Origin of the sequence: Corynebacterium sp. MSK310 (assembly GCF_030227355.1) — a bacterium.
GTDB classification, from domain to species: Bacteria; Actinomycetota; Actinomycetes; order Mycobacteriales; family Mycobacteriaceae; genus Corynebacterium; species Corynebacterium rhinophilum.
Genome location: NZ_JASPFZ010000002.1, coordinates 242,969 through 257,674, shown reverse-complemented (window position 1 = coordinate 257,674; position 14,706 = coordinate 242,969). Strand labels below are relative to the sequence as shown.

The window sequence follows — 14,706 nt, the reverse complement described above, 5'->3', positions numbered from 1 at the left end:
TTCTTCGGGCACGTAAAGACCGAGATGTACCACGGGGAAGTCTTCGACACCGTCGAAGACTTCAACCAAGCGATCGAAGATTACATCCAGTGGTACAACACCGAACGCATCCAACAACGACTCAAGGGCCTGACCCCGATGCAATATCGGAATCAGACCCTTGAACCCCTCATCACCTAGAATTAAACCAGTCCAACTTTCGGGGGCCAGTTCAAAATCCAGGGGAGGGAAATTTATTGCTCTAAGGCGAGATTACTTCTGGGAGCTTTCCGCTTCGGAAGACTCATCGTCTTCCTCTGGGTCACCGATAGCACCGGTTTCTTCGATCCACTTTTCAATCTCTTCCGGCGAGCGGTCGTGCTCTACGCCCTCGCGTTCGATGTAGTAGGTGTGATCGTCCTGGTTTTGCTTCTCAAATTCTTCCTTATCAAAGTCCACATCGTCATCACCGTCGAGCTTTTCCGTCACCTCGGTCACGAGCTCTTCATAGAGGGACTCGCTATCCATATTGGAATCCTCGAGGTGCTGGCCAATCTCGTCGTCGTAGCGATCTGCGTCGTATTCTTTGTTCGGATTCAGCTTAAGGTGCATCAGCGAACGCACGCGCTCGCGGCGCAGCGCCTCGTCCTGAATCTTGGACTGGCTGCGGAACCACGCAAAGACCAAGACGGCCACCATCGCGATACCCATATAACCGATGACCGGGTAGACGTACTGCATCAAGGTCTTGAAACCGAAGAAGGAGACGCCGAAGCCTGCGAAACAGCCGGCGATGAAGATAACGCGGAACTTTGCCTCGTTGCCCGCGGAAAGGCGCTTACCCAATGCGTAGAACATACCAATGGCGGTATTGAAAATCATCAGGTAAATAACGATGGCCATGATCCCACCCAAGACTGGGTTGACGCTATCGACCAAGGACAGCATCGGAATATCGGAGCCCTCGATCTCCTCGGCGTTCATCAACAGCGCAAAACCTGCCAGGCCCATCATGACGGAGTAGACGATGCCACCGAAGATGCCGCCCCAGCCGGCCTCGCGCGGGCTAATATTATCGCCGCCGATGACCAGCGACATGGATACCGCCAGCATCAAAGCCAGACCGTTGTAGTTCAGCGCGGAGACCAGCCAGTTGCCAATCGGGGTATCGATTTGGCTGGAAGCTTCCATCGCCGCTCCAATATCGTCTGGCATATGGAACATGGTGTAGATGGCCACGCCAATGACGGCGATGATGATGGACGGGGTGAGCATACCGATGACCTTGGACACCTTATTGACGTCCATCATGCCGACGGCAATCACGAGCCCCAGCATCAGCGTCGAGCCGATCCAAGCCGACCAACCAAATTGCTGCTCCATATTGGAACCTGCACCGGCCAGCATCACGAAGCCGATGGCAAAGAGCGTGATGATAACGGCCACGTCCAATAGCTTGGACACGATGGGATGGGTGACTTTGCGGAAGACCGTGTTGTGCTCAGTGGCGTGGAAATAGCTGCCCAATTGCAAGAACACGGTGCCCGCCAGCGTCATAATGGCCGCTGCGACAATAATGCCGGCAATACCCCAGGAGCCGAAGGCGGTGAAATATTGCACGACCTCTTGGCCCGTAGCAAAGCCTGCGCCTACCAGCAGGCCCACGAAGGACATGGCCATGGCGAGAATATTTTTATAAGACACAGTTGCCTAACTTTTGTAGCGGATAATTTTCACACACCAGTGCGCGCGTTCCAGGCCCCCTCCTTATCCCCCGACGCATGCAGGGAGGCGCGGCGCAGGAGTGTGCTCCTGTGCACATGGTACGTAAGCCAATAACGAAATCCTACTTGCACGTGCGTGAAATACAATACAACATCTTTTGTCGATGAAGTAGCTTACATACTTAATCCGCGAAAGTTTCTGTATCAATGACGAAGCGGAACTTTACATCACCGGCGACAACCCGCTCATAGGCTGCGTCAACGTCATCAACGCCCACCTTTTCGATGACCGCGCCAATACCGTGTTCTGCACAGAAGTCCAGCATCTCTTGGGTTTCGGCAATGCCGCCAATATTGTTTCCGGTCAATACCTTGCCGCCACCGACGAGGTTGCCCATGGTGATTCCCAATTCCTCTGGGGGGGCAGGCCGACCACAGACATAATCCCCCGGGGCTTCAACAGCTGCAGGTAGTCATTGAGGGAATAGGAGGCGGAAATGGTGGACAAAATCAGATCGAACTCGCCCTTGTGGTTAGCAAAGAAATCGGGGTCCTCACCCGATGCCAGTACCCGCTTCGCGCCGAGCCCATAGGCTTCTTGTTCCTTGCGCAGGGACCGGGAAATGACGGTGACCTCAGCCCCCTTGGCGGCGGCGATCTGCACACCCATGTGGCCCAGTCCGCCAAGGCCAACGATGGCTACCTTATCGCCTTCCTTGACCTGCCACCGGGCCAAGGGCGAGTAGGTGGTAATACCGGCGCACAAGAGCGGGGCGGCAACATCAAAGTCGAGGCCTTCTGGAATCGTCAACACGAAATTCTCATTGACCACGACCTTTTGCGCATAGCCGCCCTGGGTAATGGTTCCATCAACGTCTTCAGAGTTATAGGTTCCCACCGAGCCGTTCAGGCAGTTTTGCTCCTGCCCATTGCGGCACTGCTCGCACACCCCACAGGAGTTGACCAAGCAGCCGACCCCCACGCGGTCGCCCACCTTAAACTTAGTGACCTTGTCCCCTACGGCTTCGACCACGCCAGCGATCTCGTGGCCCACCGTGAGCGGGAAGTGAGCCTCGCCCCACTCATTGCGAATGGTGTGAATATCCGAGTGGCAAATGCCTGCCGCCTTGATATCGATGACGACGTCATCTTCGCGGGGATCGCGGCGTTCGATTTCTACGGTGCGAAATGGTGCACCCGGGCTCGTTTTTGCAGAACTTTAGATTTAATTGGCATGTCACATAGTCTACGCTTTACCGCCCTGACCTGCCCAAATGAAAACTATAGTCAATTTAAAAACCACGAAGGCCAGCCTCCGACCCCGCCGGATGCAGGGCCGAAGACCGGCTGGATTAGTGGGCGTTTAGCTCAGCTTCTCCGCGATCAGCTTATTAACCTGACCCGGATCCGCCTTGCCCTGCGTCGCCTTCATCACGGCACCGACAATCGCACCGGTGACCTTTTTATTGCCGGCGCGGTACTTCTCCACGATGTCCGGGTTTGCGGCCAATGCATCATCCACGGCTTTTTCGATGGCGCCGTCATCGCGTACGACCTCGAGGCCGCGCTTGGCGACGACCTCATCAACGTCGCCCTCACCCGCCAACACGCCATCGACGGCTTGGCGCGCCAGCTTGGTGGTCAGTTTTCCTTCCTTGACCAGGGCGATGACGCGGGCGATGTGGGCTGGGGTGATATCCAGCTCGGCCAAGGTCTTGTCCTGCTCATTGGCCTTACCTGCCAGGTAGGACACCCACCAGGAACGAGCCTCATCCGGCTTCGCGCCGGCTTCAACCGTTTCCACGATGAGATCCAGCGCGCCCGCGTTGACCAGGTCGCGCATCTCCTCGTCCTTAATGCCCCACTCCTCCTGGATGCGCGCGCGGCGGATCCACGGCAGCTCCGGAAGGGTTGCGCGCAGCTCTTCAACCCACTCGCGCGGGGCGATAACCGGCGGCAAATCCGGGTCATTGAAGTAGCGGTAGTCCTCCGCGGTCTCCTTCGGCCGGCCCTTAGAGGTAGAACCATCAGTCTCTTGGTAGTGGCGGGTCTCCTGCTCGATGCTGCCGCCATCGTCCAAGACCTGCGCCTGGCGCTGCATCTCAAAGCGCACCGCCTGTTCGACCGAGCGCATGGAGTTGATGTTTTTCGTCTCGGTACGGGTACCGAATTCTTCTTGGCCGATAGGGCGCAAGGAAAGGTTGGAGTCCACGCGCATGGAACCTTGATCCATGCGGGCATCGGACACACCCAAGGCGGCGACGAGCTCGCGCAGCGCCGAGACATAGGCCTTAGCCACTTCGGGGGCGCGCTCGCCAGCACCGATGATGGGCTTGGTGACGATCTCAATGAGCGGAATGCCCGCGCGGTTGCAGTCCACCAGGGATGCGGTGGCGCCATGAATGCGACCATCGGCGCCACCCAGGTGGGTCAGCTTGCCGGTGTCTTCTTCCATGTGGGCGCGCTCAATCTCTACGCGCCATTCCGTGCCGTCTTCCAGCACAACGTCGAGGTAGCCGTCATAGGCAATCGGCTCATCGTACTGGGAAATCTGGTAGTTCTTTGGCTGGTCCGGGTAGAAGTAATTCTTGCGGGCAAAGCGCGAGGATTCCGCGATGGAGCAATTAAGCGCCAGGCCAATCTTGATTGCACCCTCCACGCCCTTGGAGTTAACCACGGGGAGTGCCCCGGGAAGGCCCAGCGATACCGGATCGGTATTGGAGTTAGGGGCTGCGCTGAAGTTCGTGGCAGAAGTGGAAAACATCTTGGTTTCCGTATCCAGCTCCACGTGGACTTCCATGCCCATTACCGGTTCATACTTATCGAGGACCTCGTCAAAGTCCATCAGGTCATACATCGCAGCAGTCATGCGTGCCATCTTAATACGTCCGTGCACTCTCGCGCGCTAGCCCCTAGGGTGACTGTCATGACGACTCCACATACCGTAGACAATTCGCTTGTCGATGCCCCACTCATCAACATCGCCGTCTTTTCCACCGCCCCCACTACCGATGAGATCAAAGACGCCGTCAGCGGCATCTTTTCTGCGCGCGTCGGCGAAATCACTCCCGGCAAGAACCCAGGCAGCCTTGTAGTTCCTATCGAAGGCGCGTTTCTCTTGCACTACCAGACCATTGATTCTGCACCCACCCCAGATAGTTACGGCCTCCACCCCATTTTGAGCGCCGATGCCTGCGACCTCAACACCGCGGGCGCCCAGGTGCTCGTCTCGCTCCTTCCTGATAACAAGGAACACGACCTTTCCCATCAATTTCGCGAGCCGCGCCGCGAGCACCTCGAGCTGCTGTCCCAGGCGACGTCCGCCGTAGCCCAGCACCCCAATTGCCTCATCATCCACAACCCCCGCGGAAACGTCTCCATCTCCCCTGCGATGTTTAATGATGCCGTGCGCAATAACCTCGCGCCCATGCACATTGCACCGGTGTGGATTACCCAATCTGGCGGCGAGCTCCGCGGCTATTCCATGGGCCTAGTCCAAGCAGGCCACCCGGAAATCCAGGCGCGCACCCGCTCGATGGATCCGACAGACCTCTATTGCAAGCTGGCAAATATCGCCAACCACATCCTGCAAGGCGCCACCGTCAAAGGCGGCGATACCTTAGCCTTCGAGGAAGGCCAACCTCCGCTCACCATTACGGAAGAGCCCTGGTTCGTAGACCAAGACTTCCCTGCTGTCACCATTAATTTTTAGCTGACTGTGCCCTGCGGGCATCGCTAAAGCGGCACAGCGCTGCCAAAATCGCGCCGGACAAGTTGTGCCACACGGAAAAGACGGCGCCGGGCAAGGCGGCCAGTGGGCTCATGTAGGAAGAGGCAAGGCTGGTAGCTAGCCCGGAATTTTGCATTCCCACCTCCACGGCCATGGTGCGGCGCACCGGAACCGGCTGGCGGGTAAAGCGACCCGCGAGATAGCCCAGCCCGTAGCCGCACGCATTGTGAATGACCACGGCGGCAAAGACCAGCGCACCGGCGGTGGCAATATTGTCATGCGCGCCGCCGACCACGATGCACACGATCAAGGCAATCGCGGTAACGGAGATCCACGGCAAAGCCGCCTGAATCTTTGCCACGAGTCGGGGAAGCAGCATGCCGATGACGATGCCCGCGATGACTGGGACGAGCACCACCTTAACGATGGACCACGCCATCGATGCCGCGGAGACCGGCATGTGTTCGCCGGCCAACCACAAGGTCAATAGCGGGGTGAGGATGGGCGCCAAGAGAGTGGAGATGGAGGTCATGGTCACCGAAAGCGCGGCATCGCCGCGCGCTAAGTAGGACACCACGTTAGAGCTCGTGCCACCTGGGGCGCAGCCAACCAAAATCACTCCGGCCGCGACCGCCTCTGGCAGATCCATGACTGCCACCACGGCGAGCGCGATGAGCGGCATGATGACGAACTGCGCCACCACGCCGAGCACCACCGGCAGCGGCCTGCGCACCACGAGCGCAAAATCTACGGGCTTGAGGGTAAGCCCCATGCCGAACATGACGATGCCTAACAGCGGCGTTACCTGCGGGGCAAAGGATGCCGCGGTGTCAGGGGCGATATAGCCAATAATGCCGCCGATGATTACGAGTATGGGAAAACCCCGCGCCGCGATGAGCGCTTGCCGTTCTTCCTGTTTTTCTGTAGCGCTATCGGTACTCATATACAAAAGAGTACCCTCCCACCATGTGAGAGGGCGATCTTAATATTCGAGACGGCGGGGAACTGAAAAGGGTTTAGCCGAAGAGCGCCTGCGCATTGCGGTAGCGGGCATCTGGCACCGTCTTCAACGTGCCCACGGCCTCTTCCAATGGCACAAGCTCGATGTCTTCGCCGTGCAGGGCCACACACATTCCTGAATCCCCGTTATGCGCTGCGCGGGCAGCGTGCACGCCGTAGCGGGTCGCCAGGACTCGGTCATATGCGGTGGGTGTGCCGCCGCGCTGAATGTGGCCCAACACGGTGGTGCGGACGTCATAGCCGGTGCGTTTATTGATTTCATCGCCAATGACCTGGCCAATTCCGTTGAAGGTTTGGTGGCCAAATTGGTCGACGCCGCCGGCTTCAAATTCCATGGTGCCCTCCTTCGGCAGGGCTCCTTCAGCCACGCAAATGATGCCGTACTTCTCGCCCATCTGGAAGCGGCGTTCCATCGCCTTGGTAATTTCCGCGATATCGAAGGGCTCTTCCGGGATCACTGTGTAGTGTGCGCCGCCGGCCATGCCGGCATGCAGAGCAATCCAGCCTACGTGGCGGCCCATGACCTCCACGATGAGGATGCGATTGTGGGACTCCGCCGTCGTGTGCAGGCGGTCGATCGCATCCGTTGCCACCGATACCGCGGTATCAAAGCCGAAGGTATAGTCCGTGGCGTTGACGTCATTGTCAATGGTCTTCGGCACGCCCACGACGGGGATGCCATTATCGTTAAGCCACTTAGCGCCCTTGAGCGTACCTTCGCCGCCGATGGCAACGAGGGCATCGACTTCGGCCTCGCGCATATTCGTCTTGATCTGTTCCAAGCCGGCCTTGAATTTATCGGGGTGCAACCGGCCGGTGCCCAAGATGGTACCGCCGCGCAGAAGAATCCGGTCGATGCTGGCATCGTCGTAGAGATCGCGCCGACGGTCTTCTAAAAGGCCAACCCACCCGTCTTCGTAGCCCACGACGGTATCGCCAAATTCGTTGGATGCGGTTCGCACAACCGCACGGATTACAGCATTCAGGCCGGGGCAATCGCCACCGGAAGTCAGTACAGCTAGACGCATGATCCCCAATTTAGCGCAGGATTTTTATCGATGCAGCGTGTCCACGTAGCGCAGCGAGGAGATAAGCCCCACCACCAGCGCGATAACAATCACGAGAATCGAATTGATGATCGCTGTGGTCGGATTACCCGTTTGCATGACGGCGGAGACTAAAGCCACGCCTACCACAGATCCCACCTGGCGGGAGGTGTTATACGCCCCCGACGCTGCGCCCATGTGATGAGGTGAAATATCGCGCAGCGTCGTTGCCGCGTTGGAGCCCCAGATAAAGGACTGGCCAATTCCTAGGGCGGCGATGGGCAATGCCAGCCACCACGGATTGGCATCGGCATGCATGACCCACCAGGCCACACACAGCGAGGCGATCATGAGGCTAAATCCCACCAGCCCCATCAAGCGCGGATTCACCGCGTCCGTAAGGATGCCCGCGATGGGTGACATCAGCATCGAGACCAGCGCCATGGGAGCCACGATGATGCCGGCTTCTCCGGCGGATAGCCCCTTGACCGATTGCAGCCACAACATCACCGGCAACATGACAGAAGCTGCCATAAAGCCCATGGTCAAAATGCCCACGGAGCCGGCCGCATAGTTGCGGTTGTGAAAGAGTTCCACCGGAAAGAGCGGCGTGGAGCCGCGCGTCTGCGCGCTAGCCTGCAGGCGCACGAACGCGATGCTTGCAACTATGCCGATGGCAAGCACCACCAGCACCCGCCAATCCCAGTCCAGCTCTGGGCCTTGTTGGATGCCAAAGACAATCGAGCCAAGCGCAATGAGCGAGACTATGGCCGAGGGTTTATCGATGTCCTGGGCCGTCGTCGGCAGCTTCGGTATCCACAGCAGGGCCAGCACAATGGCGGCGATAACAAATGGAATATGCACCCAGAAAGCCGCCTGCCAGCCGAAAGAAGCCACGAGGAACCCGCCGACTAGCGGCCCGGCCAATGACGCCACCGAGCCGATAATCCCCCACACCCCGAGCGCACGCCCGCGCCGCTCGCGGGCGAATACCCGGTTAATAACGGACATCGTCTGTGGCATCTCCAAGGATGCGCCCAGGCCCTGCACGATGCGTGCCACGATGAGCACTTCTATCGACGGCGCCAGCGCACAGGCCACTGCGCCGATCCCAAATAGCGCCACCCCGATACAAAACAGGGCGCGCTGGCCTAGGACATCACCAAGCCGCCCCGTAAAAAGTAGCGGCACCACCACGGCAAGCAAAAAGGCTGCCGAAACCCACATGATTTCATTGACCGTGGCGCCCAAATCCGCCTGAATATCCGGCAGGGCGATGGCCACCATCGACTGGTCCAACAGGGATACAAAGAAACCGAGGGATAGGGCGAACATGGCGAGCCATGCCTGGCGCTCCGATGGCAGGTTAGTCTCCACAGTCATGGCAGGAATTCTAGCGGGGCACACAAATCAGGCCTAGACTGGCCACCATGTCCATGATTGATATCAAAAAGCCACAAGACGTATCCACCGCCACCACCGTTACCCTCGGCCTTATCGGTGGTTGGGTCACCGCCCGCGAGACCGGCATTCGCCCGCTCGGCGGCGTCATCCTCGGCGCAGCGGGCCTGTGGGCCGGCCGTTCCTGGGCCAAGAAAACCAATCCAGCCACGACCGCGGGCCTATCCGCCCTGTATGTCGGCGCGTTCGGCGCCTCCCACCCATTGGCAAAGAAGATTGGCTCTTGGCCAGCAGTCCTCGCCGTGACGGCCGCCTCTGCCGGAGCCGCCTACGCGCTTTCCGATGCCAAGTAGTCCACCCCGCCACATAAACAACAGCACCATGGTCCCCCACTAAGGAGGATCATGGTGCTGAGTGGTTTTGTGAGTATTTACTCAACAACGTTGAAGACAACGGCGTTGTCCTCAGTGCCCAGTGCGGCCTGGCCGTCAGGCAGAGCATAGAAGGAAGGCTCGGACTCGAGTACGTCACGCAGGGAATCAGAAAGTGCCTGGGTGTGGTCATCGCACGCCGCCAAGGTGGAGGCGAAGTCACCTACGTGGATGGTGCCATCCTTATCCACATCGTAGGAGGTGGTGTAGATATTGCAGCCATCATCGAGAACCAAGGACTGATCCTTGTCGAACTGCACGGTAAACTTGCCGTCTTCCTTGACGGAGTGCAGCTCACCGGTGATGGTCTGGCCCTCAATATTCGGTACCAGCTTGTCAGCGTCTGCCGGCAGGGATTCCACCAAGTCGCTCTTGGCGGTGGTGTCTGCTACCTCGGTACCGGACTCAGCCGGTGCGGGGTTTGCTGCGGGTTCCTCAGCGTTTGCGACGCCCATGGTCATGAGCGCAGCTGCGGAGACGGACAACGTCGCGGTTGCAATCTTTTTCAAAGTCATACCCAATAATTTACCCCTGCCGGATGGGCGTCCGACAGGGGTGTAAACGAATCGTTATCTAATCCGCAGCTATTTCACAGTGACAACGATTTTAGATAGCGCGGCTATTTTTGGCGCTTGGCTTCATAGGCTGCGCCCACATTGTACAGGCGGTCATCCTGGAAAGCCGGTGCCATGATCTGCAAACCGGTAGGCAGGTTAGTATCTGCAGCCATACCGGAAGGCACGGACATGCCGCACAGGCCCGCCAGGTTCAGCGGCAAGGTGCACAAGTCGAAGTTGTACATAGCCATGGGGTCTTCGGCCTTCTCCCCCAGCTTGAACGCCGTGGTCGGGGTGGTTGGCGAAACCAACACGTCAGCCTGCTCAAAGGCGCGGGCAAAGTCTTGGGCAACCAGGGTGCGCACGCGCTGCGCCTGCAGGTAGTAGGCATCGTAATAGCCCACGGACAGCGCATACGTGCCCAGCATGATGCGGCGCTTGACCTCGGGTCCGAATCCCTCTGCGCGGGACTGGGACATGACCTGCTCCGCAGAGTGAGAGCCGTCATCGCCAGCGCGCAGACCGTAGCGCATGCCATCAAAGCGGGCCAGGTTGGACGAGACCTCACACGGCATGATCAGGTAGTAGGCGGCCAATGCCTCATCGAAGTGCGGGCAGTCCACCTCGACGATTTCCGCGCCCTGCTCGCGCAGCTGTTCCACGGCGGCGTGGTAGTTCTCCATCACGCCGTCCTGCCAGCCATCGCGCTCGAATTGCTTGATGAGTCCAACCTTGACGCCGCTCAGATCGCCATTCGCGCCTTCGCGGGCTGCCTCCACCACGGGGGCAACCGGCTTATCCACAGACGTGGCGTCGAAGGCATCGTGGCCGGCAATAACCTCGTGCAAAAGTGCGGTATCCAGGACGGTACGACCACACGGACCTGCCTGGTCCAGCGAGGAGGCGGCCGCGATCAGGCCGTAGCGAGACACCGTGCCGTAGGTAGGCTTCACGCCAACGGTATTGGTCAGTGCCGCAGGCTGGCGGATGGAACCGCCGGTATCGGTACCAATGCCCAGTGGAGCCTGCCCCGAAGCAAGTGCTGCTGCCGTGCCGCCGCCGGAGCCACCCGGGGTGCGCTCGGTGTCATACGGGTTGTGTACTGGGCCAAAGGCGGAATTCTCATTGGACGAACCCATGGCAAACTCGTCCAGGTTCGTCTTACCCAAGATTGGGATACCGGCCTCGCGCAGGCGCTTGGTCACCGTGGCGTCGTAGGGAGACATGTAGCCTTCAAGCATCTTGGATGCGGCGGTGGTGGGGGCATCGGTAGTAACCAGCAGGTCTTTTAGGGCCAGCGGCACACCGGCAAGTGCCGAGGCAGGCTTTTCGCCGACGTCGAGGGCCTTATCCACGGCATCGGCAGCCGCCAATGCTTCCTCCTGCCCCACGTGCAGGAAGGAGTTGAGTTCCGGGTTGGTTTCTGCGATGCGATCCAAAAAGGCCTGGGTAACCTCGCGGGAGGTCACCTCGCGCGCGTGAATCTTGTCCGCCAGCTCGGCGGCGGTCAAAGAGGTCAGTCCCTCCGCAGGTACGACAACGTTGGTCATTTACTCTCCTCCCAAAATCTGCGGCACGACGAATCGCTCATCTTCCACGGCCGGCGCCTGGTCCAAGGCCTGCTCGGCGGTAAGGGTGCGCACGATGACGTCTTCGCGCATCGGTGCATCCACGGAGTGCGGGTGGCTCATCGGTTCCACGCCTTCAGTGTCCACGTTCCTTACTGCGGAAACGGAATCAACAATTTCATCAATCTGGCTTGCGAATTGGGCTAGCTCTTCATCGCTTAATGCCAGGCGGGAAAGCTTGGCAAGGTGGGCTACCTCATCACGCGAAATCTCAGACACGCGAACTCCATCCTTTTTCCATAATCGACGCGCAGGTGAAAATTATTTTCCCGCGCGTACTATGTAAATTGCTAAGGCACCATAATACTGCACCAACCCGCGCAGTTGCCGAGTCACCCCGAATTATTGCCCCTTGAACGCCGCACTGTGACCCAGGTATCGTAAATGGGACTACAAGCTACTGAAAGCGTGCGACTTAATGTCTTACCTAATCCGTGTCCTGCTTCCCGATACCCCTGGTAGTTTGGGCCAGCTTTCGGAGGCCTTCGGGCTGGTTGACGGAAATATCCAATCGGTTGACATCGTAGAAACCTTCCCGGATGGCACCGTCATGGATGACATTGTCATTGAGCTTCCCGCAGACGCGATGGCTGATGCACTCATCACCGCCGCCTCCTCCGTCCATGGCGTGGAAATAGATTCGATTCGGCCCTTCAGCGGCCGCGTGGACCGGCGCGGACAGATCGAGTTATTAGCGCGCGTGGCCGCCAATGCCTCAAACGTCACGGCAGCAATGGAGGAAGTCGTCGCGGCCATTCCAAAGGCAGCGACCTCCACGTGGGCCATCGTCATTGACAATAATGAGCCGATTCACCGCGTCGCTTCCTCAAACGCAGCCCCTGCCGATGACGATACGATTCCGGTCGACCTCAACATCGACAGCGCACGCACCTTGCACCCCGATAAGGACGAGTGGGTGCCAGAAAGCTGGGCACTGCTCGATTCCGCCCTGGCGGCCGCTCCCCTGGGAGATACCGGGATGGTCATCGCCATGGGCCGCACCGGCGGTCCAGAATACTTAGCCTCTGAGGTCGAGCACCTCGGCCACATCGGCACGATTTTGGGTGCCTTCCTCAAATAAGCCCAGCCCGGCGCGGCTACACCTCCCCGGTGTTTAAGAGCGTGTGGAACTGCTCTTCGTTCAAGATAGGCACCCCGAGATCGCGGGCCTTATCCTCCTTGGAGCCGGCATTCGCCCCAGCGACAAGGTAGGAAGTTTTCTTCGATACGGAACCGGTTGCCTTTCCGCCGCGGCTGATGATGGCTTCCTTGGCGGAATCGCGCGTGAAGTCTTCGAGGCTGCCGGTGACAACGATGGTTAGCCCCTCTAGGGTCTGTTCCTTCCTGTCCTCGGCGGCTACCTCCATGGCTAGGCCGGCTTCTGCCCATTTCTCGACGATGGTGCGGTGCCAGTCCACCTCGAACCAGGCGTGGAAGGACTCAGCAATGACTGCACCCACACCGTCTACCTCTGCAAGGTCCTCGGTCTTAGCGGCACGCAGCTTCTTCATGGAGCCGTAGCGCGCTACCAAGGCGCGGGCGGCAATGGGCCCGACGTGGCGGATGGACAGCGAGACCAGCACCCGCCAGAAGTCGCGGTCTTTAACCTCTTCTAAGTTCTGGAGCAGGTTCTTGCCCGCGGTATTGACCTTGGCGTTGCCCTCTTTTTTGCTGCGCTTATCCTTCGTATCGCGCTTGGCCGTATAGACATCGGAAGCAAGCAGCTTTTCTTCCGTTAGCTCAAAGAGCTCGGATTCATCGGTAAGGATGCCGTTCTCAATGAGGTCCATGGCCCCCTTCTCTCCCAGTGCCTCGATATCGAGGCCCTTGCGGGAGGCGAGGTATTCCAGGCGCGCGGAGAGCTGGGCTGGGCAGGATTGAGTATTGGGGCATCGCCAGTCAGCATCGCCATCTTTTTGTGGGGCGAGCGTCGTGCCGCAGGCTGGGCACTGCGTGGGGAAGCTCCATTCATATTCGCTGCCATCGCGCTGTTCGCGCACGGGGCCTAGTACCTCTGGAATGATTTCGCCGGCCTTGCGAATAATAATGGTATCTCCGATGAGCACGCCCTTGCGCTTGACCTCAGACTGGTTGTGCAGGGTGGCCATGGATACCGTGGAGCCGGAGACAAAGACCGGTTCCATGATGGCAAAGGGGGTAACGCGCCCCGTACGCCCGACACCAACCTCGATGTTTTTCAGCTTCGTCGTGACCTCTTCCGGCGGGTACTTATAGGCAATGGCCCAGCGCGGTGCGCGGGAGGTCGCCCCGAGCTGGCGCTGTGAGCCCAAATCGTCGACCTTGACCACGAGCCCATCCATTTCAAAAATCGCATCGTGGCGGTGTTCGGCCCAATAAGATACTTCCTCTTGTACTTCTGCGGCGGAGTGCACCTGCTTGGTATAGGGAGATACGGGCAGCCCCCATGCGGCGATCGCCTTATAGGCATCGTGCTGGGAGGAGGGGGAAAATCCCTCGCGCGCGCCTAGGCCATGGCAAACCATGCGCAGTCGGCGCTTTTTCACCTCGGCGGGATCCTTCATGCGCAGTCCGCCGGCCGCAGCGTTGCGGGGATTGGCAAACCGCGCCTTGCCGTCCGCCGCGCGCTCCTCATTGATTTCTTCGAAATCCTCGGGGCGCATATAGACCTCACCGCGGATTTCAATGAGTTCCGGGGCTGGGTACTCTTCGGTGCCCGTAAGCTCGTGCGGGATATCAGAAATTACCCGCGCATTGGCGGTAATCTCCTCGCCCACGGTGCCATCACCACGGGTGGCAGCGGTATCCAAACGCCCATTGCGGTAAACCAAGTCGATAGAGAGGCCATCGATCTTCAGCTCCGTTAGGTAGGTCTTGGCGGGCGTCCTATCCAACCAGTCCTGCATCTCACCGGCGCTAAAGACATTGTCTAGGCTCATCATGCGCTCGAGGTGCTCAATATCCTCACCGGCGTTCGGCGCGGCGCCTACCTGCTGGGTAGGCGAATCCGGAACCGCCAGCTCCGGGTGCTGCTTTTCTAGGTCCACCAGGCGCTGGAAAAGCGCATCAAAGTCGGCATCGGGAATCGCGGGTTCACCGTTGTAATACAAGTTGCGGTGGCGGCGCACTTCCTGCGCCAAGTCGTTCCATTCACGTTGCACATCAGCTGGATTAGTCACGGTATCCAAGTCTAGCGATCCCCCATGTCTGG

13 protein-coding genes and 1 pseudogene are annotated in these 14,706 nt (G+C 59.1%); 4 read left to right on the top strand and 10 right to left on the bottom strand.

Annotated features, from left to right (window positions below; translation table 11 throughout):
- The coding region (locus QP891_RS03575; protein ID WP_284816948.1) for an integrase core domain-containing protein at positions 1–180 on the top strand (180 nt) is incomplete at its 5' end.
- 72 nt (positions 181–252) lie between these two features.
- On the opposite strand, the gene QP891_RS03570 is transcribed toward QP891_RS03575, so the two are convergent.
- The 3 genes and pseudogenes from QP891_RS03570 to gatB form a co-directional block, all read right to left on the bottom strand.
- Entirely contained in the window at positions 253–1,683 is a 1,431-nt protein-coding gene (locus QP891_RS03570; RefSeq protein WP_005282500.1) for a YkvI family membrane protein, read from the bottom strand.
- Positions 1,684–1,885: 202 nt separating this feature from the next.
- Positions 1,886–2,939 (bottom strand): annotated as a pseudogene (locus QP891_RS03565) (NAD(P)-dependent alcohol dehydrogenase).
- A 127-nt stretch (positions 2,940–3,066) separates the two neighbouring features.
- Positions 3,067–4,572 carry an Asp-tRNA(Asn)/Glu-tRNA(Gln) amidotransferase subunit GatB gene (gene gatB / locus QP891_RS03560; RefSeq protein ID WP_284769809.1) on the bottom strand — a complete coding sequence of 502 codons (1,506 nt, stop codon included), beginning with the start codon at positions 4,570–4,572 and terminating at the stop codon, positions 3,067–3,069.
- A 57-nt stretch (positions 4,573–4,629) separates the two neighbouring features.
- Between gatB and QP891_RS03555 the strand changes: the two genes are divergently transcribed.
- Positions 4,630–5,415, top strand: a complete 786-nt coding sequence (locus QP891_RS03555) for a DUF4261 domain-containing protein (protein ID WP_284769810.1) — start codon at positions 4,630–4,632, stop codon at positions 5,413–5,415.
- Here QP891_RS03555 and QP891_RS03550 read toward each other — a convergent pair.
- The 3 genes from QP891_RS03550 to QP891_RS03540 form a co-directional block, all read right to left on the bottom strand.
- A complete protein-coding gene (locus tag QP891_RS03550) occupies positions 5,405–6,376 on the bottom strand; it encodes a bile acid:sodium symporter family protein (protein WP_284769811.1) in 972 nt (323 codons plus the stop codon). The genes QP891_RS03555 and QP891_RS03550 overlap by 11 nt on opposite strands.
- Positions 6,377–6,449: 73 nt before the next feature.
- Entirely contained in the window at positions 6,450–7,481 is a 1,032-nt protein-coding gene (locus QP891_RS03545) for an ATP-dependent 6-phosphofructokinase (protein ID WP_284609250.1), read from the bottom strand.
- A 24-nt stretch (positions 7,482–7,505) separates the two neighbouring features.
- Positions 7,506–8,882 carry a DHA2 family efflux MFS transporter permease subunit gene (locus tag QP891_RS03540; RefSeq protein WP_284769812.1) on the bottom strand — a complete coding sequence of 459 codons (1,377 nt, stop codon included), beginning with the start codon at positions 8,880–8,882 and terminating at the stop codon, positions 7,506–7,508.
- A gap of 47 nt (positions 8,883–8,929) precedes the next feature.
- Between QP891_RS03540 and QP891_RS03535 the strand changes: the two genes are divergently transcribed.
- The gene (locus tag QP891_RS03535) at positions 8,930–9,253 is read left to right on the top strand and encodes a membrane protein (protein ID WP_005282483.1); all 324 of its coding nucleotides are present in this window, start codon (positions 8,930–8,932) and stop codon (positions 9,251–9,253) included.
- Between the two features lie 77 nt (positions 9,254–9,330).
- On the opposite strand, the gene QP891_RS03530 is transcribed toward QP891_RS03535, so the two are convergent.
- The 3 genes from QP891_RS03530 to gatC form a co-directional block, all read right to left on the bottom strand.
- A complete protein-coding gene (locus tag QP891_RS03530) occupies positions 9,331–9,846 on the bottom strand; it encodes an META domain-containing protein (RefSeq protein WP_284769813.1) in 516 nt (171 codons plus the stop codon).
- Between the two features lie 104 nt (positions 9,847–9,950).
- A complete protein-coding gene (gene gatA / locus QP891_RS03525) occupies positions 9,951–11,438 on the bottom strand; it encodes an Asp-tRNA(Asn)/Glu-tRNA(Gln) amidotransferase subunit GatA (protein ID WP_284769814.1) in 1,488 nt (495 codons plus the stop codon).
- Entirely contained in the window at positions 11,439–11,735 is a 297-nt protein-coding gene (gatC, locus tag QP891_RS03520; RefSeq protein ID WP_005280231.1) for an Asp-tRNA(Asn)/Glu-tRNA(Gln) amidotransferase subunit GatC, read from the bottom strand.
- A 199-nt stretch (positions 11,736–11,934) separates the two neighbouring features.
- Here gatC and QP891_RS03515 point away from each other — a divergent pair, with 199 nt between their 5' ends.
- Entirely contained in the window at positions 11,935–12,597 is a 663-nt protein-coding gene (locus QP891_RS03515; protein WP_284796341.1) for an ACT domain-containing protein, read from the top strand.
- A gap of 16 nt (positions 12,598–12,613) precedes the next feature.
- Here the strand turns inward: QP891_RS03515 and ligA are convergent, their stop codons facing one another.
- Positions 12,614–14,683, bottom strand: a complete 2,070-nt coding sequence (ligA, locus tag QP891_RS03510; protein WP_410763635.1) for an NAD-dependent DNA ligase LigA — start codon at positions 14,681–14,683, stop codon at positions 12,614–12,616.
- Positions 14,684–14,706 lie beyond the last annotated feature (23 nt).